Genomic DNA, 19,042 nt, shown 5'->3' on the forward strand with positions numbered 1-19,042 from the left:
AAACGATACTGTTGTATCGCTCGCCGTATCATTAATTTCTGAGCGACCGAGGACATCCCATGCCTGCTACCCGCACGCTTCCCGCCCCGGAAGCAGTCGACCTGATCGGCCTGACCCGTGAGCTCGCCGAGAAGGAGCTCGCGCCCCGCGTCGCCGAGGCGGAGGCCGAGGAGAAGTTCCCCCGCGAGGTCTTCCGCACGCTCGGCCGGGCGGGCCTGCTGAGCCTGCCCTACGCCGAGGAGTACGGCGGTGGGGACCAGCCCTACGAGGTCTACCTCCAGGTCGTCGAGGAGATCGCCGCCGTGTGGGCCAGCGTCGGGGTCGGCGTCTCGGTGCACGCGCTGTCCTGCTTCGCCCTCGCCTCCTTCGGCACCGAGAAGCAGCGCAAGGAGTGGCTGCCCGACATGCTCAGCGGCGAGTTGCTCGGCGCCTACTGCCTGTCCGAGGCCCACGCCGGTTCCGACCCCGCCGCGATGCGCACCCGGGCCGTCAGGGACGGCGACGACTACGTCCTGAACGGCGCCAAGGCGTGGACCACGCACGGTGGGCACGCGGACTTCTACACGATCATGGCGCGTACGTCCGACGCGGGCTCGGGCGCGATCTCCTGCTTCCTCGTCCCGGCCGACACCCCCGGCCTGATAGCCGATCCGCCCGAGCACAAGATGGGTCTGACCGGGTCGGCCACCGCGACCATCCGCCTGGAGGACGTGCGCGTCCCGGCGGATCGCCGGATCGGCGAGGAGGGCCAGGGACTCAAGATCGCCTTCGCCGGACTCGACTGCGGGCGACTGGGCATCGCGGCCGTGGCCACGGGCCTGGCCCAGGGAGCGCTGGACCACGCGCTGCGCTACTCGCGCGAACGGGAGACCTTCGGCCGCCCGATCATCGAACACCAGGGGCTGGCGTTCGTCCTCGCGGACATGGCCGCGGCGGTCCAGGCCTCCCGGGCCACCACGCTCGCCGCCGCCCGGCTCAAGGACCAGGGGCTCCCGTTCGCCTGCGAGGCGTCCATCGCCAAGCTGATCGCCACGGACAACGCCATGAAGGTCACCACGGACGCCGTCCAGGTCCTCGGAGGCGCCGGTTACACCCGCGACTTCCCGGTCGAGCGCTATATGCGGGAGGCCAAGGTCATGCAGATCTTCGAGGGCACCAACCAGATCCAGCGCCTGATCATCGGTCGCGCGCTGCGGGAGAGCGACCGGGGCACCCTCCGGGTCCAGAACTAGGGGCTGCGGACCCTAGAAGTACGGGAGCCCGTGGAGCCGGGCTCGTAGGGCGCGGGCCATACGGTCCGCGCCTTCCGCTGTCACCCCCTCCGCCTCCGGGCGGTCCAGGAGCCCGAAGATGCCGGGCCCACGGTGTGCGGCGGGCAGATCCGCCATGCGCGGCACGATGTGGAAGTGCACGTGCGCGAAGCCCTCGGACTCGGCGAACTGGACGACGTAGGTCTTGAGGCAACCCGTCACCCCGCGCAGCGCCCTGGAGAGCCCGACCTGCCACACCCCCAGGGCCGCGGCCTCAACGTCGGTGAGGTCGTGGACGGCCGTGACGTGCCGCCGCGGAAGTAGCACCAGCCAGCCGGGCACCGCGGTGTTGAAGCTGTGAGCCACCCGCCAGTACTGGTCGAACGCGATGCGTTCACGCGCCGGAAGTTCGTCGAACCGCGCTTCCTTGCCGCATGCGTAGCAGGGGGGAGTCGTCATGCCCCGGATCGTAGAACGGCCACCCCGCACACTCCCCCATCCGCCGCATGCTACTGCCCATGGTTATTTTACCTTCGATGGCAACTATGCCTTAGGACGCAGAACGTTGCGGCCCGAAGGAGCACCCGCGGGCCGCCGGGGCGGAGTACACCACGCGGATCACACCGCCGGCCGCGGCCGGGAACTTGGCTTCGAGGAGGTCCTGGGCCTGCTGAGACTCGATCCCGGGCACGGTGAAGTCCGAGGCCACCTTGCCGTGGACGGTGATCCCGAGGCCGCCGACCACGGCGAGCAGCAGCAACCGGACCGCCGTGAACCGGCCCCGGCGGCGGACCGCCCAGCGCCCCAACGCGTACAGGCGTGACGCCATGTCCGTCTTCCTTCCGTCCTGCGCAGGCCGTACGCTCACCGCGCCCAGTGCCGAGGCCGGCCTGGCGAAGGCCGCCGGGATATCGGGCGTCGTGCAGGTCACCGATCCGTTCAGGACGAAGGACCTCTCGGCGGACCGGCGGATCGGCTACGCCGACGTCCGCTTCCGCCAGGCCGCCGCCAATGTGACGCGGGAGTCCAAGGACGCCCTGTCCCGCGCGATGGCCCAGGCCCGGGACGCCGGACTGCGGGTGGAGTACGGCGGGTCGGCCATGAAGGCGGCGACCAAGGTCGGCGGTCCTGCGGAACTCGTGGGTGTCGTGATCGCCTTCGCCGTCCTGGCCCTCACCCTCGGCTCGCTGGTCGCGGCGGGCTGTCGCTGATCACCGCGCTCTTGGGGGTGGCGATCGGCGTGCTGGACATCAAGTTCGTGTCCCGCTTCGTGGAGATGACCGGGACCTCCGCCATGCTCGCCGTCATGATCGGCCTCGCGGTGGGCATCGACTTCGCGCTGTTCATCCCAACACGCCGCCGGAGCGAGGAAAAAGGGGAGCTGCAGAAGGAGCCGCCCGGCGGCGTCGCCACCGAGCCCGACGACCACGGCCTCGGGCGCTCACGCGGCGGCCTGACCACCAAGCTGCACCTGGCCGTCGAGCAGGGACAGAAGCCCATGTCCATCGTGATCACCGCCGGGCAGCGCGGAGACTCCCCTCAGTTCGAGGTCGTCCCGGGTCGCATCAGGGTGCCCCGACCGGGGCCGGGCAGACCGCGAACCCTTCCCAAGCGGGTGCGCACAGATAAGGCGTACGCCTCCCGCAAGAACCGCGCCTACCTGCGCAGACGTGGCATCCGATGCACCATCCCAGACAAGACCGACCAGGTCCGCAACCCGCTGGTGCAGGGCCTCGGGTTCCGTAGCATCCACCGCCACGACGGCGATCACTGTCCGTCATGATGCGTTCGAGGGCATAGATTCCGCCGAGGCGTTCGTGAAGCTTGTCCGAGGCGAGGAGCTTGACCGCCTCGACGTAGCGGCCGGTGACTTGCTCCTCGCGGGTGAGCCCTGCTTGCTCGCGGTCCTTCTTGACGGTCTGCTCGTGGCTCTTGTGCGTGTACAGGAGGCCTGCTGCGGCGATGACGCCGGCGACGATAGCGATGAGGGCAGTGCGGAGTCCGGTGATGATGATCCCGGCGGAGGAGACGAGCTCGCCCTTGTCGCGAAGGTGGTGGCCTTCGACGAGCCACGGCCCCCAGATGGGGACGGCGATGAAGAGGGCGGCACCGAGTGTTCCGCCGATCCACACTTTGGCCGGAATCTTCGTCTTGTCGTCACTGTCGCTCATGGCGGCATGCTGTCCGCGCGCACTGGACAGCATGCGGTGAATGACCGTTTTCAGAGGTGGAGTTGAGGTTGCCGGCAGACGGAGGCAGATTGATCGCGGGCTCGGTGATCGTCCACGCCAACCGCGTTCTGCTGATTCGCCGCAGTACCCCCGCGGGTTCCCTGCTGTGGACGTTCCCCTCTGGCAAGGTCGAGGGCGGCGAGTCCGCGGCCGAGGCTGCCGCACGCGAGGCCCTGGAAGAGGCGGGCGTGACGGTGGAGGCGGTCCTGCTGCTGGGCGAGCGGGTGCATCCGGGATCCGGCTGGCCGGTGGTCTACGTGGCCTGCCGTCTCCTGTCGGGTACGGCGCATGCGGCGAGTCCGCGGGAGGTGGCGGAAGTTCGCTGGGTGCGGCTTGGGGAGATCCCGGAGCTCGTGCCGGGCGGGCTGTTCGCGCCGGTCCAGGCCTACCTGGACGACGTATTGCCCGAGTAGACGCGAACACGCTGTTCTTCCGCCCGCGTTTCGCGTCGGCGATGTTCACAGTTAGCCGTCTGAGAGCCGATCGAGAGGAGCCGTCATGCCGGAGGAGCCGACGCCGGGCCCGTTGGGTACGGAGATGCGGGAGGCGACGCTGCCGGATGGCGCGCGGGTGGTCGTTGCGGTGAAGCCAGGCCTGCCACAGGACGGGGTGGATCTGATCGCGGCAACGGTGTGGGCGGAGCTCCCGGAGGGATAGCTACACGCCGAGGCGCCCCCAACTCCAGCAGGAGCAGGGGCGCCGTTCTGTCAGTCCTCGTCGGTCGGCCGCTGGTCGTCGCTGTTGCTGCCGGCCTGCTCGCCAGTCGATTTGATCCGGTCGTCGATGACGATGGCCACGGGATTGCCGCCGGTGCCGCTGTGGGGGTCCTTTGCGACGGCCTTCACGGTTTTGGCGATGCGCCCGTACACGTGCTGGGCGATGGCCGCCGTACCCGGGTCAGCGCCGTCGGCTTCGTGAACGGCTCGAAGGCTGGTGAGCGCGGCGACGAGGGACGGCCCGGACACCTGCACCTTGACGATGCCGTCTTTCTCCTCGACGCCGCCGGGAATGTGGAAGTGCCGGTCTTGGCCTGCGTGTTCGACGAGGAACGGCCAGGTGTCGCGGTGGACTCGTAGCTCGGCCGCGGAGATGCCGGCTGCGGCGAGGAGCAGCTTCGGATGCTTGTCTTCCTTGCCCTCTTCGTGATCCTCGACGGGCGACTGCTCCACCGCCGGGGCCGGCTCGCCCGGGCGCTCACCGCCGTACCGCTGGGTGTTGGCGCGGATGGTGGCGAGGTCGGCGCCGAACGCGGACAGCTGGCCAATGAGCATGGAAGTGGGGTGACCCCAGGGCGAAATTGCTGTCCGGTGAGGCGTGGGAGCAGGTCAAGCCCACCGTCCTTGCGTCCCTGGGCCTGCCCGAGGGGGCGGGTGAACACCTGGCGGCGCGGGCCGCGCTGTTGGACGGTACCTACCGGGAGGTTTCGGGCCGTCTGCCTGACAATGCGCAGATCTCTTTCGACGATGGCGGCAGCCTGCACTTCGCCGCCCTGGATCCGGAGCCCGAACCGGCCTCCCTGCTTGACCTGCGGGCGGCAGTGAACGCGATGCTGCCCCGCGTCGACCTGCCGGAGGTGTTGCTGGAGGTGTTCTCCTGGACCGGCGCCGACCAGGCGTTCACCTCGGTCACCGGCGGCGAGGCCCGGCTCAAGGACCTGCCCGTCACCATCGCGGCGCTCCTGGTGGCCCATGGCTGCAACATCGGCTACACCCCCGTGATCAGCGGCGTCGACGCGCTGAAGTACGGGCGGTTGTCCCACGTCGACCAGACGTATCTGCGGCTGGCGACCTACCGGGCCGCGAACGCCACACTGATCGACACCCAGGCGGCGATCCCGCTCGCCAGTGCGTGGGGTGGCGGGCTGGTCGCCTCCGTGGACGGGATGCGGTTCGTAGTGCCGGTGCCCTCGGTCTATGCACGGCCGAACCCGAAGTACTTGGGGCGCCGGGGCGGTGCCACCTGGCTCAACATGATCAATGACCAGGCGGCCGGACTCGGCGGGAAGGTGGTGGCCGGCACTCCGCGCGACTCGCTGTACGTGCTGGACGTCCTCTACGACCGTGACGGCGGCAAACGCCCCGACATGATCGTGACCGATACCGCCTCGTACTCCGACATCGTCTTCGGACTCCTGACCTTGGCGGGGTTCACCTACGCACCGCAGCTGGCCGACCTGCCGGACCAAAAGATGTGGCGCATTGACCGCACGGCGGACTACGGCGCGTTCCAGGACGCGGCCCGCGGCCGGGTCGACATCGTCCGCATCGAGCGGCACTGGGAGGACATCCTGCGGATCATCGGCTCCATCCACACCGGGGCCGTGCGCGCGTACGACGTGATCCGGATGCTCTCGCGCGACGGGCGGCCCACCCCGCTGGGCGACGCGATCGCGCACTACGGACGGATCGCCAAGACCCTGCACATCCTGCGCCTGGCCGACGAACCGGCCTACCGGCGGAAGATCAAGGTGCAGGCCAACCTCCAGGAGGGCCGCCACGCGCTCGCCCGGAAGATCTTCCACGGCCGGGCCGGGCAGCTCTACCAGCGCTACCAGGACGGCATTGAGGACCAGATCGGCGCCCTCGGCCTCGTCCTCAACGCCCTGGTGCTGTTCAACACCCGCTACATGGATGCCGCCATCACCCAGCTCTGGGCCGACGGCTTCGATGTCCGCGACGAGGACGTGGCCCGCCTCTCGCCGTTCGTGCGACACCACGTCAACATGCTGGGCCGGTACTCGTTCCAGTTGCCGGAGCTGCCCGGGGGCCTGCGGCCCCTGCGGGATCCGGACGCCGACGACGACCGGTAAGTCGATCCGGCTACGGGTGCGTTGGTGCTGAGACTCAAGAACTCTCACGGGTTTCGGTGTTCACCGGTGTGCGCGGAAGAACTCGGTGAGGTCGTGCGCGAGGAGTTCGGGTTCTTCGTGGGCGGCGAAGTGTCCGCCACGGGGCATGCGGGTGTACCTCGTGATGTTGTACGTGCGCTCGGCCCAGCTGCGGGGCGGCTGGGTGAGGTCGGCCGGGAACAGAGCGAGGGCCGTGGGCACGTTGACCCGCTCCACCCGCCTCGTCAGCCGCTGGGCGTATTCGTAGTAGGGCCGGAAGGAGGTCGAGATGCTGCCGGTGAACCAGTAGAGCGATGCCTGCGTGAGGAGGAAGTCGTCGCTGAACCGGGACGACAGGTCACCACCGCAGTCGCTCCACGCACGGTACTTCTCGACGATCCAGGCAAGCAGCCCGGTCGGTGAGTCGGCCAGACCGTAGCTCAGCGTGAAAGGGCGGGTGCTCTGTTGGTGCATGTACCCGCCCTCTTCCGCGGACCACACCGCGACGGAATCGAGGTAATCCCGCTCCTCGGGGGTGACACCGGCCGCGTCATAGGCGACTGGGCTGGCGATCGCCATCAGATGGATGCCCACCACGGCCTCGGGGTGAGCTTCGCCGAGCCGGGAAGTGATGCCGGCACCCAGGTCGCCCCCGTGCGCGACGTAGCGCTCGAAGCCGAGTTCGTCGTGCATGAGCCGGTGCCAGATCTCATGTGTCTGCGGGGGCTCCGCAAGCGAGGGCCGCTGAGGTGAGAAGGCGAATCCGGGTAGCGAGGGGACAATAACGGTGAACGCGTCGGCGGCGTCGCCCCCGTACCGCGACGGCGTGGCCAGCCGGCGGGCGAGGGTGGTCAGTTCGAGGAAGGAACTGGGCCACCCGTTGGTCAGGACGATCGGCAGGGCGCCGGGGTGTTCGCCGTCGAAGCGGAGGTAGTGGACGGGGGTTCCGTCGATATCCGCGAGATGGGACGGCAGGGCGTTGATGGTGGCTTCGTGGGCACGCCAGTCGTATTCGGAGGCCCAGTAGGTGACGAGGCGTCGCAGTTCGCCGGAGTCGGTGCCGGCCTCCCAGCCTGTGGCAGGCCAGGGGGTCGGCCAGCGTGTGTTGAGCAGCCGTGAGCGCAGCTCGTTCAGCTCGGCCTCGGGGACGGCGATCACAGGCGCGTGGCGGGTCATGGGGGTCTCCAAGGGGTTCGTTCTCACATGACAGCGGTGCGTGCCTGGGTGTCGGAGCCGCTCTGCGTGCGGTTGTCGGGGGACCGGCGGGTGGTCCCGGCGATCACAGCGGACAGGGCCATGAGGATCGCGATGACGAGCAGGGCATGCCCGACAGTGGTCTGGTTGCCGAGGAAGCCGATGAGCGGCGGTCCGCCGACGAAGCCGCAGTATCCGATCGAGGTGATGACGCTGACCCGGCCGGCGGCACGAGCGGGCTCGTCGGCCCCGGCGCTCATGCTGACCGGAAAGCCGAGCGCCGCGCCCATCCCCCAGAGCAGACTTCCCGCGAACGCCAGTCCAGTGGACAGCCCAAGCGCGAAAAGGGCGACGCCGGTGGCGGTGACGGCGGCGGCTGTCCGAAGGACAGTGACTCGTCCGAACCGGTGGAGGACCGCTGGCCCGAGCCAGCGGCCGGCGGTGAGCGCGGTGAGGAAGGAGGCGTACGCCAGCGTGCCGATCGTGGCGGTGACGTGGTGACGGTCGATGACCGAGACGCTGACCCAGTTGCTACCCCCCCCTTCCGCGACCGCGAAGGCCAGTGCGACGAGCCCGACCGCCAGGGCGCGCGGTTCTCGCCACGCGCCCAGACCCGGGCGGGACATTCTCGCCGGCGGTGGCACTGCGATGGGGCGCGCGGCGTGCTCGGGAAGGAAGTGCCGTGCCGCCGCGGGTATCGCCCCGGCGATGACTGCTGCGACCACGGCCACATGGATGCTTACCGGGACGCGCAGTGCGGTCATCAGCACACCGACCGCGGCACCGGCGACTGTACCGAGGCTGAACGCGGCGAAGAAGCGCGGCATGACGGGACGGCCGAGCTGCCGTTCGACCGCCGCAGCGTGCACGGTCATCGCGACGTCCCAGAAACCCGTAGCCGCGCCGAGCAGGAACAGCCCGGCCACCAGCAGGGATGCTGAGAGGGCGTATCCGAGTGAGATGACGCCGAGGCTCGCGCCGACGAGCAGGGCGACGACAGTGACGGCCCGGCGGGGGCCGATGCGTGTGACGACCGTCCCTGACAGAGGCAGCACGATCACGCCGCCGACGGCGATGGTGAGCAGCAGGAGTCCCAGTGATGCCGAGTCGAGATTAAGCTGCGTGCGGACCTCGGGGAGCCGGGAGGACCAGGTCGACCCGGCGAGCCCCAGACCGGCGAAGACCGCGTAGGTCGACCTCGCACCCGCCGTCACCTCCCGCGCTGTCGGCGCCGCCGGGACGGCGGCAGACGCTCCGGTCACGATCCCGGTCGACCGGCTGGGCCGAGCGTCTGGTCGATCGCGTCCCGCGTTCTCTCGCGCGACTCCGGCGCAGTCGTGAGCAGAGCATGCATGATCATTCCCTCAAGCAGGGGGTCCAGGCGGGCGGCGCTGTCCGGGCCGGTGAAACGGGCCAGAACGGTGCGGCTGTCCTCCGTCCATGCCTGTGTCAGAGCTCGCAGTCCGGGGTTGCGGAGGGCCGCCAGGTGCAGCTCGAAGCCGAGGACCGCACTGCGGTGCCTGGCAGGACCTCCGTGGACAAGATCGACCAGGACATCAATGAATTGCTCGCGCGTATTGACATCCTCGAACAGATTCTCAAACACCGCGGACTGCAGTTCGACATACCGGGCGAACGCCTGCGCCTGGAGATCGGTCAAGCTGGCGAAGTGGTAGGTGATCGACCCGAGCGGCACGCCGGCCCGGGCAGCGATGTGCCGATGCGTCGTCCCGGCCACCCCATGATCCGCGATGACGTCGAGGGTGGCGTCCAGGATGTGCGTCTTGCGGCCGGGGTCGTTGCGACGGGTCCGTCGCCGCCCGCCACCCGATTCGGCGGAGGTCCGGCGCTCACCACCGGCCATTTCCTTGGCCGTTTCACCTTCGGGAGGGTCCGCCGACGGCGGTTCGATGTGCAGCATGCGCACAAACGTATAAGCCTTAAGAACAGATGTACAAATCAATGGATGCTCATCGCCACCACGACGCAGCAGCACACCCGCACCTACGGCATCCCGCACAGACCGGCCGCTCGCCATCGTCTGCGGTCCAGACGGCTACCCTCACGCTCGCCTCAGCCTGCCCGGCCGAAGGAAGCACTGCGACTTCCGGTTGAGCGCACTCGCCATCCGCATCCGCAACCACCACACGATCCAAGCTCCGCCAGCGGCCACCCCGATCAGCGCCTGCTGTCACCGGGCGCAAGCAGGCTGGTGACTTCGGCGATCGCCTCCGGCGAGGGATGGAAGTACTTCCGTACGTTCTCCGGCTTCTTGTGCCGGGACTTCGCCATCAGCATGAGCAGGCTCGTCCCACCCTCGCCGAGGTGGGTCAGACCGGAGTGCCGCCACTCATGCAGATCCCAGCCCGTGCCCGGCTCGCCGCCCAGGGCCGTGTGCTCGTCCAGAAGCATCCGGGCCTGCCCGTACGACAGGCGGGCCAGCCCGGTGTCGGGGCACACGTCGCGAGTGCTGACGACCTTGCCAGGGCCGGACTTGCGGTGGGTGACGAACACCGGCCCGCGCGTACGGCCCTTGAGAAGGCGGGGCAGCAGCCGGGCGGTACCCGCGTCCCAGTAGACCGTCTCCAGGACGAAGTCCTCGCGGACGGCACCACGGCGACGCGTACGAGGACGAGCGCCCTTGGCCTTCACCGGAGCCCGGCGCCCGGCGAGGTCCAGCTCCTCGATGTTGACGCCCAGGATCTCCTCGGTGCGGGCGACGGTCTCATAGAGCATCCGCCACAGCGTCTTCTCCCGCAGGTGCACCTCACGCCGTGCGATCAGCCGGTCGATCGCCATCTTCGAGCGGGCCGGGGTCTCGGAGTCCGGCGGGGTAAGCCGCTTCGCCCAGCCCGGGACCGCCGGGCCGTCGTACCCGCGCTCATCGCACCAGCCCAGCCACGAGAGCACCGACGCACGCCGGGCGTTCCAGGTGTTCACCGCGGAGCTGCCCCACACAAGCGAGCGAACGGGCCGCAGCTGACTGAGTGCCCAACGGCGCCACTGCAGGAGGTCACGATCCGCTACGGGCGAGGGACGGCCCTCCGCCCCGTCGTGGGGCGTGCGATCTTCCAAACTGGGGCTCTGGGTGGCTGGGCATGATGGTCCTTCCGCGGCTGGCTTGGCCGAGTCATCGAGTACACCCCGCTGGGCGAATGAGGGTGAGGTCGGCTGGTCACTTGCCTCGGTGGCGGGTTACGGGCGCGTCTGGGCGAACAAGCCCGGTTCGGTCTTGATGAGGATGCCGCGTCGGATGAGGCGCTTGAGCTTGGCGCGCATGCCCTCGATGGGGCTGGTGGGCGGTTGGCTGGAAGATCTTGTAAAGGGATCATCCAGCCTGTTGGATGGGCGGCATGCTAGCGCGGTCTGACAGGGGCACCTTCGAGCAGCGGATCAGCCCTTACCCGAAATCGACGCCCCGCTTCACGTGGGAGCGGTTCAACATGGCGAAGACCGACTCCGGCTGGCCCTTGCTGATCGCGAACCTTCTGTTTGGTGTGGCAGCCGCCAGCGTGTTCACCTACCTCGGCGCATCGCGCGGTCGGTTGTTCCTGGTCTTCGGTATCGCCTTGATGGGACACGCCATCAGAACCATCTACGTCATGATCTGCGTTGCCCGAGGCGAAACCAATCGACTGGCACCAGGAAGCACTGCTGGCGCTCGGAGGGGTGCCGGTCGGCACAGGTGAAGGTGCCGCAGGAACGACGTCGCGCCCCAGCCGTGCCCGATCGGAGGGCAAGCTACGAGGAATAGAGGTAGGTCACGGCGGAAAGCTGCCGGAAATCCCAGACGCAATAATGTCGCAGGTCAGGGCCGCTGCCCCGCGCCATTCCTCTTTATTCCGTCCCAGGCGCAGGAGTGCTGCTGTCGTGGCACTCGTGTGCGGTGAGGGACTGGCAGGCCTGGCACAGTTCGTGCCGCCCCTGGAAAGTGATCACGCTTCCCCAGCCCTAACACAGCTCGCAGCCGGCGGCCAAAGCGGTGTTGGCGCGGGGGTTGGAATCGGGAGCGGCCATCGCTCCGTAGGTCATGAGTTCTCCTGGCGTCGAGACTGTGCCGGTGGTGCACACCCTTGCTAAACGATGCCCACTCTATACCGTTTCATGCCCGACTATGCACGATTATGCAGACTTTGTGGCCGTTATGCCTGTAGGTAGTGGCAGCCGGGCTCGCGTACAGCCAGGGTTTCGACCCCTGAAGTGGTGCTGCGGCGGGGCGGTCGGCCGGTGGCCCAGGAGGTCAGGACGCCGATGGCGGCGAGGACAACGGACTGACAGGCGCGATGAACGTGGCCCTTGCCACCGCCTGCCGCACCGGCACCCCCGTTCACCACCGACCGCCGCTTCCGCATGATCCGCCCCTGCCGGCCACACCGCCTTCCGGCTCCCCGCCCGACGGCCTGGAGCCAACCGACCCGCCCCTGCCGACGGGTTCGAAGCTGGGGATATGGACGGACGGCAGGGTAGCGTATAGGAGTGTTTGCCTGATTTGCGGAGTCATCCGTCACCGCTTGTGCAGGTCCGCGAGCTATAAGAGTGAGTAGGAGACGAGTTGGCACCTGGGGCAGCCAAAGCCGGGAGTCACCCTCAGCCGTCAGGGCTGAGCTTTCCTGCCGACTCGTACAAAACGCCGCGGGGCGCGGAGACACTGACGCTGGCCCTCAAGGCCACCGAGTGCCTGGAAGGCCGGGGCGCGTTCCTGCACTGGTGGGACCCTGCTGCTCGCCGGCTGCGCATGGTTGCGGCCAGCGGGTTGGCCGCAGAGAGCGCCGAGGCGTGGGCGGATCTGTCCGCTGAGCAGGACGTGGCGCCCATACGCGCCATGCGGCGCGGTCACTATGCCTGGGTGGCCGGGGACAGCCTGGGTATGGGGGCGGCCGGCACGGCAGCAGTGCCGCTCCTCGGCGCCGACGGGCCGGTTGGTGTGCTGTCCGTGATCACGGCAGGGCCCGGCGAGCCGGAAGAGGCACAGCGATCCTTTCTGCGGTCGGTGGCAGGATGGGCCGCTGCGCGCCTGGAGGACTTGCCCAGCACGCCACCCGTCCGTCGTTCGGTGGCCGGCTCTGAGCGGACTGTCCAGATGGGCAAGCTGACCTCGGCGCTCGCCGAGGCCGTCACCTCCCGGGAGGTCGTACAGGCCGTCGCGGCGCACGTCCTGCCCCCATTCGGCGCCGACGGGCTCATAGTCTGGGTGTTCGAAAGCGGCCGACAGCATGTGGTTGACTCCGCCGGATACACACAGGAATTCCTCAGCCTGCTTGACGGGCTCGCGGTCACCGACTACCCCGTGGCCGCCGACGTGTTCGGGACGTGCGCTCCCCGGTTCATCGAATCGGCCGCAGAGTACTGCCGACGCTATCCAACACTGAAACCCATACCGGCCGCGTCCCAGAAGAACGCGTGGGCGTTCCTGCCCATGATCGCCTCCGGGAACGCCATCGGCATGTGTTTGGTGTCCTTCACCCGGCAGCGCTCCTTCACCGACGAGGAGCGCACGCTGCTGACCGCCTTGAGCGGTCTGGTCGGCCAGTCGCTGGCGCGGGCCCGCTTGTACGACGTGGAACACGCCCGGGCACAGGAGCTGCAGCGTGGCTTGCTGCCCCGGACACTGCCCCGCTTGCCTGCCGCCTGCGCTGCCGCACGCTACCTGCCTGCGGGCCGGGGCGAGCAAGTCGGTGGCGACTGGTACGACGTGATCCCGCTGTCCGCCGACAGGGTCGCCATGGTGATCGGCGACGTCATGGGACACGGCACCCCCGAAGCGGCCACCATGGGCCAGCTGCGCACCGCGGTGCGCACCCTCGCCGACCTGGACATACCCCCTGCCGAGCTGCTCAGCCGTCTCAACGACCTGGTCAGCGACCTGAGCGAGGACTGCTACGCCACCTGCCTGTACGCCGTCTTCGACCCGATCACCCGGATATGCTCGTTCTCTCTGGCCGGTCATCCCCCACCGGTCGTCGTCCATCCCGACGGCACTGTCCACAGGCCCGACCTGACCGCCGACCCGCCACTGGGAGCCGCCGAGCCACCGTTCGAAACGCACCAGATGCTCCTGCCCGAGGAGAGCCTGCTGGTCCTGTACACCGACGGACTCGTCGAATCCGCCACCCGCTTCATCGACCAAGGACTGACCCGACTGCAACAGGTCCTCGCCCAGCACGCGGCGCCCACCTTCACGACATCCGACGAGGACGACGACGTCCGGCGCCTGGACGACCTGTGCGACACAGTGGTCTCGGCCCTGCTGCCCGACCACGCCCGGACGAACGACGACGCAGCGCTGCTGATCGCCCACACGCGGGCCATCCACGCCGGTGACGTCGCCTCCTGGATCCTCCCGGAGGATCCCCGCGCGGCCAAACAGGCCCGCGAACACGTCCGAAACCAACTGGCCGCCTGGGAACTGGACGAGCTAGCGATCACCACCGAGCTGCTCGCCAGCGAACTGGTCGGCAACGTGATCCGGCACGCCAAGGGCCCCATCCGCCTGCGCCTGCTACGCAGCCGCTCGCTGACCTGTGAGGTCTACGACGGCAGCCTCAGCACCCCCCGCATCCGCCACGCCGCCCACACCGACGAGGGCGGCCGCGGCCTGCAACTCGTCGCCGCCCTCTCCAAACGCTGGGGCGCCCGCTACCACCATGACGGCAAATGCATCTGGACCGAACAAGACATCCCGCACCACGCCGCATGACGGAACTCGAACACAAAGTCCGGACCGGAAAAGCTCACCAAGGACCAGCTCACGCGGCCCGCCGAGACGCGGACACGGGCTCCTGCCCGATCTCGAGCAGCCCGACGGGGTCGCCTACCACTGCGGCAGCGCCGGCCGCCCCCACCAGCAGCGCTGGAGACGCTCCCGCCTCGAGGAGCTGGCCGCCCGCCGGCCCTCGAACCGCGTCGCGAGCGGGATACCGCAAGACCGCGGCCTCTGATCGAAGGGACCGACGAACTCCCGGCGGGCCAGACGCCGCACGATGGCCGGTATGGAAGGCGTCTCCTTGAAGGTGCCGGTGGCGCGGGACAGCAGCAGCCAGGGTACGAACCGCCCCTGACAACGGACCGGAGCACGTAGTCGTCGGCCCCTCGCCGCACCGGGGGGTCTTACTTAATTCGGGGCCTCGCGTGACGTCGGTTCCCAAGACCTGGTTGTGGTCCTGGGAACCGACGTTGTCGTATGGGGAAGGTGTCGATGTCGATGCGTCCGAAGGGCCCTGGACAGATCCCGGCAGAGACGGTCCGGGTGGCGCGGGCGGCTTTCCCCAAGGGGAGCCTGGCGATCCGGGTCCGGGACGAGTTGGGAGTGTTGTTCCGCGACGAGGAGTTCGCGGACCTGTTCCCAGCCCGGCGGAACTTCACCCCTTGGAAACGGTCACACGCGGACGATAACCAGGGCGATGTCATCCCAGCTACCGCTGGTGACGCCCAGGTGGGCCAGCAGCGCATCGGCGAGTTGTTCAACAGGGAACGTGCTGTACTGGGCGAGGGCGTCGGTCAGCCGCGCCAGGCCGGCGTCGATGTCTTCACCGCGGCGTTCGATGAGGCCGTCGGTATAGAGCACGAGGGTGTCGCCCCGCGTGTAGGGCAGGCCGGCCTGGGGACGGGGGACATGGTCCGGTCGGGCGCCCAGCGGCGGGTCTGTGGCCTGGTCCAGCAGCTGCCATCTGCTGTCTGGATGGAGCAGTACCGGCGGTGGGTGGCCGGCGTTGCTGTAGATGATCAGTCGGCTGCGCGGGTCGATGAGCACTTTGACTACGGTCGTGGCCAGCGCGCCGTCGACCGCCCGGGCGTACAGACCCAGTACCTCCAGGGCCTGTGCCGGGCTGGGAACGGCCCGGATGGCTGCGCTCAAGGCGCTGCGCAGCATGCCCATGACTGCGGCGGCCTGCAGGCCATGGCCGACGACGTCCCCGATAGCGATGGCGTAGCGGTCGGGTGGCAGATCGACCACGTCGTACCAGTCACCGCACACGTTGAGTGATCCGCTGGCAGGCAGGTAGCGCACGGCGATGTCCCGGTGCCTGTCCAAGTCGGGCGAGCGGAGCATGGCCTCCTGCAGGGTGACGGCGATTTCACGTTCGCGGGCATGCGCCTGGCGCAGTTGCTCGTTCAGCTGTTCCAGATCGTGCGACCGGGCGCACACCTGGGCCGCGGTCCCTGTTGACTGCTTGCTCAGCGACGGAGTGAGCTCACGGATGACGGGGGAACGCATGAACTCGGTGACGTCGTCGGCCCGCGCGATGATCCATTTCACGGTGCCATCCGACCCCAGGACGGGGCTGGACAACCCGCACAACCAGCGCTCCTCAACGTCGCCCGGCCGGCCGGGCGACGGGTATGTCGAATCGCTGCGGTGCCACCACCTCGGGCTCGCGGGAGCCCAGCACGCGCTGGAGTGAGGCGCCGAAGTCACGCGCCGCGTCCGGCGCGGCAGACGTGTCCGGGAATGCCTCCAGGATGTACCGCCCGGCCAGTTCTTCGCGGGTCCTGCCGGAGACCCGGAGATAGGCCCGGTTGGCGTAGCGCACCACCAGGTCGGCGTCCAGCACCAGGTACGGGTTCGGCGCGGCGTCGAACAGCTCCTCGAAATCGATCTCCGCTGTCGTCACGCGCGTGCCCTGCCGATCTTTACGAGCGCGACCGCTTTCATCTCCAACCTACGAGGTATCCGCCAGGTGTGCCCGCCGGACGTCTGCTGATCCGTTCCGCAGGGCGCCGGCCTCACCGCACCCTCGGCACAGACAGCCAGGCAGCCGGAGCCGCTGGGCAGTCACGCAAGCCGTTCGTAGTCGCAGGCATGGCGGCGGGCGAAGTTCCGCGGCCCGCCCCATCGCCCTGGGCACGGCACTCGGCCGCGGCGAAGACTGACCGATGGCGGCGGGTGGGGACCGGCGGGCACGGCTTCCACGGCTTGGGGCCGGTGTGTCGACAGACCGGCGGGGTGACATGATGAGCCGCTCCGACCGGGCCGCCGGGCCCCTCGAAGCCTTCCGCGGGTGTGCGCCCGCAGCCAGCGGGGGTCCCGAGCAGGGGGGAGTCACCGGCTGGGCGAGCGGGCCGGCCAGGGTCTCGAACACGCGCTTCATCGGTTCTGCACAGAGCCGTCTGCGCAGGTCACGTAAGGCTTTCGCAGTTGGCTCCGCGACCTCGATCCCGACGCCCGTAAGGGCTGCGGTCAGCTTGTGCCAGACCAGCCGGTAGCCGAGCTCCGGGAACAGGCACATCGCGAGAAGGAAGTAGACCCCGACCCGCGAGGGCAGATCCCGTAACCGGCGCTGCACGCAACGGGTTTCATCCAGAACGGCATCGACGAGGTCGAACGGTATGACCTGCGTCAACTCGCCCAGATGACCTGGCGCGAACCGGCCCTCGGCCACGATGAACTCACGGGTGACCCTCGCCAGACCGGGTGGCAGGACACAATGACGCGTGGGCAACGGGGCTCCTCAACGGCCGGAAGTCTTGGCGGACTACCTGACCAACGCGGCCCCGTTGCCCGCGTTCCTACCCGACACCGAACTCCCTTGCCACCAGCGGAAATACACTAACTACCCGCCCTTGTGGAAGGCCCCCTGTTCGCCAGCACCGACAAGGGTACGACGTTCGCGGCCCGGGCCACCGGTCCGGGGACCCTGTGGCTCAGCGCCAAGAACAACGGGCCTGGCTGCGCATCAACGACGACCAGCACCAGTGGGGTTGGATCGGTGAGGCCATCACCGGGGACCCCCGGGCCTACGGCCACGTGCGCCTGGCCACCAACGGTCGCGGTATCCAGTTCGGGCAACCGGCCTGGCACACCAACACCGGGTCCCTCCGAGCGTTGCGTTCGGAGAGGCCCGGTGTCGGCGGCGGAGTCAGTGCCGGGCGAACTGGACTCCCGTCGACTGCACGACGTCCGGCCGCAGGGCGATGCCGTTGATGGTCAGTTGTTCTCCGTAGATGTCGGTGAGCCTGATCGCCTTGCCGCATCCGCTGCCGTCGGGAGAGAGAAAGTAGTTGTAGTCGGTCCGGGTCAGTTGGCGCCAGCCGCCGCCGGTGCTGACCTCCAGCCGGGCGAGCGGGTTGCGGTGCCCGATGGCCTGGACGCCGCACCAGTAGGGGCTGGATCCGTTCTTGTAGCGGATAGAGATCGTGCCCGACGAGCTGGGGCTCACCAGGCTCCAGGTGATGGCGATCCGGCCGGTCGAGACAGGGGCCAGTTTGGCGAAGGCCTGTTCGCTGAGGTCGAGTTGGCCCGGCGCACAGGGCAGAGGGCATTCGTTGGTGATCCGGACGGTGACGGAGGCACCGTCCGCCGCGTGAACGAGTATGTATGCCCCGCAGGCCTTGGACGTCTCGTAGTCGGTGGTGTTCATCGCCGCGATCATCATGTCGCCGCTCGGGCCATACGAGCAGGCGCCGTCCCCGACCCCGGCCTTGTAGACGGTGGCGACTCCCGGGTAGGTGACTTTGCCTCGGATCCGTCCGGCCAAGGAGGACGTGGTGAACGTCTTCCCCGGTGACGTCGATGACGGCGTCCCCGACGGGGACGCAGAGGCCTTCGGTTTCTTGGCCCCGGCCGACGGGGACGCGGAGACTTTGGACGGGGAAGGTGTGGGGGAGGACTTCTTCTTCTCGGGCAATGCTGGTGGGTCAGTCTCCTGGGAGTTGGCGACGGTCGTGGCTGGAGCCCGCCCGGCATCCTCCTTGCGGTCCGGCTGCATCGCCATGGCCAAGCAGACGAGGAGACCTGTGACGACCAGCCCCGTGGTAGTACCCACCATCAGCCGGCGTCTGCGCCTGCGCTGCCGCGCGATCTGGCGTGTTTCTTGCATGTCCATCCGTTCGAAGAGCGTGTCGCTTGCCCTACTCAGTGGCCACGGGTGGCGAAAAGGTTGCCGCCGAATTTTCGGTCGGGCCAGGTCCCGGGTCGACGCAGCATGGACTTCGGCCTGGACGAGTGGATCCGAAGTCGGGGATGATCAGTGGCATGCAGACGGTCCTGCGCGGAGCCCTGGTGACGCTTCGCCCGTCGACCGTGGGCGATATCCCGGCTCTGGCCGCGATCCGGACCACGCCTGAGGTGTACACGCGCTGGCGGGGCGGCGACGACCTGACGGCCGCCGTGACCGAGGACCTCGAAGATCCCGGGGCCCGGACCTTCACGGTCGAGCACGACGGCCGGGTGGTCGGCGCTATCCAGTGGGGAGCCGAGGACGAGCCCGACTACCGGCATGCCAACATCGACATCTATCTCGACCCGGCGGTACACGGGCGCGGCCTTGGCACTGACGCCGTCCGCGCCCTGGCACGCCACCTGATCGATGATCACGGATACCGCCGACTGGTGATCGACCCGGCCGCAGACAATGCCGCTGCCATCCGGTGCTACCGCAAGGTCGGCTTCCGCCCGGTGGGCATCATGCGGCAGTACGAGCGTGGCCCGGACGGCAGCTGGCACGACGGGCTGCTGATGGACCTGTTGGCGGAGGAGCTGGAGTAAGTCTCACGTTCGGCTCCACCAAGGCGGCGAGGGCCTCAATGATCCGAAGAGGGCT

Annotated in this window: 16 protein-coding genes and 4 pseudogenes; 10 read left to right on the top strand and 10 right to left on the bottom strand. The window is 68.7% G+C overall.

Annotated features, from left to right (window positions below):
• The first annotated feature begins 38 nt into the window (after positions 1-38).
• Positions 39-1,232: an acyl-CoA dehydrogenase family protein gene (locus OG798_RS08920; RefSeq protein WP_435864117.1), complete on the top strand. Its 1,194-nt coding sequence runs from the start codon at positions 39-41 to the stop codon at positions 1,230-1,232.
• A 12-nt stretch (positions 1,233-1,244) separates the two neighbouring features.
• On the opposite strand, the gene OG798_RS08925 is transcribed toward OG798_RS08920, so the two are convergent.
• Together OG798_RS08925 and OG798_RS08930 are read right to left on the bottom strand one after the other, a co-directional pair.
• On the bottom strand, positions 1,245-1,709 hold the full coding sequence (locus OG798_RS08925) for an HIT family protein (protein WP_328756750.1): 465 nt from the start codon (positions 1,707-1,709) through the stop codon (positions 1,245-1,247).
• Positions 1,710-1,800: 91 nt separating this feature from the next.
• Positions 1,801-2,079 (bottom strand): hypothetical protein, encoded by a 279-nt coding sequence (locus OG798_RS08930; RefSeq protein ID WP_121417140.1) that lies wholly within the window; start codon positions 2,077-2,079, stop codon positions 1,801-1,803.
• Here OG798_RS08930 and OG798_RS08935 point away from each other — a divergent pair.
• The 5 genes from OG798_RS08935 to OG798_RS08955 all read left to right on the top strand — a co-directional run bounded on the left by OG798_RS08935 (position 2,078) and on the right by OG798_RS08955 (position 4,138).
• The gene (locus tag OG798_RS08935; protein ID WP_328756751.1) at positions 2,078-2,461 is read left to right on the top strand and encodes an MMPL family transporter; all 384 of its coding nucleotides are present in this window, start codon (positions 2,078-2,080) and stop codon (positions 2,459-2,461) included. The genes OG798_RS08930 and OG798_RS08935 overlap by 2 nt on opposite strands.
• A 29-nt stretch (positions 2,462-2,490) precedes the next feature.
• Positions 2,491-3,033 (top strand): transposase, encoded by a 543-nt coding sequence (locus OG798_RS08940; RefSeq protein ID WP_220788917.1) that lies wholly within the window; start codon positions 2,491-2,493, stop codon positions 3,031-3,033.
• A 34-nt stretch (positions 3,034-3,067) separates the two neighbouring features.
• On the top strand, positions 3,068-3,487 hold the full coding sequence (locus OG798_RS08945; RefSeq protein WP_328756752.1) for a hypothetical protein: 420 nt from the start codon (positions 3,068-3,070) through the stop codon (positions 3,485-3,487).
• A gap of 2 nt (positions 3,488-3,489) precedes the next feature.
• Entirely contained in the window at positions 3,490-3,894 is a 405-nt protein-coding gene (locus tag OG798_RS08950) for an NUDIX domain-containing protein (RefSeq protein WP_121417137.1), read from the top strand.
• A gap of 85 nt (positions 3,895-3,979) precedes the next feature.
• Positions 3,980-4,138 carry a hypothetical protein gene (locus OG798_RS08955; RefSeq protein WP_183127482.1) on the top strand — a complete coding sequence of 53 codons (159 nt, stop codon included), beginning with the start codon at positions 3,980-3,982 and terminating at the stop codon, positions 4,136-4,138.
• A gap of 50 nt (positions 4,139-4,188) precedes the next feature.
• Here OG798_RS08955 and OG798_RS08960 read toward each other — a convergent pair whose 3' ends face one another.
• The gene (locus OG798_RS08960; RefSeq protein ID WP_328756753.1) at positions 4,189-4,752 is read right to left on the bottom strand and encodes a hypothetical protein; all 564 of its coding nucleotides are present in this window, start codon (positions 4,750-4,752) and stop codon (positions 4,189-4,191) included.
• A 2-nt stretch (positions 4,753-4,754) separates the two neighbouring features.
• Here OG798_RS08960 and OG798_RS08965 point away from each other — a divergent pair.
• Positions 4,755-6,290: pseudogene (locus tag OG798_RS08965) on the top strand (Tn3 family transposase); the annotation flags it as partial.
• Positions 6,291-6,350: 60 nt separating this feature from the next.
• Here OG798_RS08965 and OG798_RS08970 read toward each other — a convergent pair.
• From OG798_RS08970 to OG798_RS08985, 4 genes and pseudogenes are all read right to left on the bottom strand, one after another.
• A complete protein-coding gene (locus tag OG798_RS08970; protein ID WP_328756754.1) occupies positions 6,351-7,484 on the bottom strand; it encodes an epoxide hydrolase family protein in 1,134 nt (377 codons plus the stop codon).
• Between the two features lie 23 nt (positions 7,485-7,507).
• Positions 7,508-8,764 (bottom strand): MFS transporter, encoded by a 1,257-nt coding sequence (locus OG798_RS08975; protein ID WP_328756755.1) that lies wholly within the window; start codon positions 8,762-8,764, stop codon positions 7,508-7,510.
• On the bottom strand, positions 8,761-9,423 hold the full coding sequence (locus tag OG798_RS08980; RefSeq protein WP_267060905.1) for a TetR/AcrR family transcriptional regulator: 663 nt from the start codon (positions 9,421-9,423) through the stop codon (positions 8,761-8,763). The genes OG798_RS08975 and OG798_RS08980 overlap by 4 nt, the downstream gene beginning before the upstream one ends.
• Positions 9,424-9,680: 257 nt before the next feature.
• Positions 9,681-10,463: pseudogene (locus OG798_RS08985) on the bottom strand (tyrosine-type recombinase/integrase); the annotation flags it as partial.
• A 482-nt stretch (positions 10,464-10,945) separates the two neighbouring features.
• Here OG798_RS08985 and OG798_RS08990 point away from each other — a divergent pair.
• Together OG798_RS08990 and OG798_RS08995 are read left to right on the top strand one after the other, a co-directional pair.
• Positions 10,946-11,191 carry a hypothetical protein gene (locus tag OG798_RS08990; RefSeq protein WP_328756756.1) on the top strand — a complete coding sequence of 82 codons (246 nt, stop codon included), beginning with the start codon at positions 10,946-10,948 and terminating at the stop codon, positions 11,189-11,191.
• An 863-nt stretch (positions 11,192-12,054) separates the two neighbouring features.
• The gene (locus tag OG798_RS08995; RefSeq protein WP_267060907.1) at positions 12,055-14,199 is read left to right on the top strand and encodes a SpoIIE family protein phosphatase; all 2,145 of its coding nucleotides are present in this window, start codon (positions 12,055-12,057) and stop codon (positions 14,197-14,199) included.
• 678 nt (positions 14,200-14,877) lie between these two features.
• Here OG798_RS08995 and OG798_RS09000 read toward each other — a convergent pair.
• The 3 genes and pseudogenes from OG798_RS09000 to OG798_RS09015 all read right to left on the bottom strand — a co-directional run bounded on the left by OG798_RS09000 (position 14,878) and on the right by OG798_RS09015 (position 18,319).
• A pseudogene (locus OG798_RS09000) lies at positions 14,878-16,114 on the bottom strand (PP2C family protein-serine/threonine phosphatase).
• Between the two features lie 423 nt (positions 16,115-16,537).
• A pseudogene (locus OG798_RS09005) lies at positions 16,538-16,921 on the bottom strand (transposase domain-containing protein); the annotation flags it as partial.
• 438 nt (positions 16,922-17,359) lie between these two features.
• Positions 17,360-18,319 carry an expansin EXLX1 family cellulose-binding protein gene (locus OG798_RS09015; RefSeq protein WP_328760006.1) on the bottom strand — a complete coding sequence of 320 codons (960 nt, stop codon included), beginning with the start codon at positions 18,317-18,319 and terminating at the stop codon, positions 17,360-17,362.
• 155 nt (positions 18,320-18,474) lie between these two features.
• On the opposite strand from OG798_RS09015, the gene OG798_RS09020 reads away from it, so the two are divergent.
• Complete coding sequence (locus tag OG798_RS09020) at positions 18,475-18,987, top strand: GNAT family N-acetyltransferase (protein ID WP_121418622.1); 513 nt, start codon at positions 18,475-18,477, stop codon at positions 18,985-18,987.
• The last annotated feature ends 55 nt before the right edge of the window (positions 18,988-19,042 follow it).

The organism is Streptomyces sp. NBC_00271 (assembly GCF_036178845.1).
Taxonomy (GTDB): domain Bacteria; phylum Actinomycetota; class Actinomycetes; order Streptomycetales; family Streptomycetaceae; genus Streptomyces.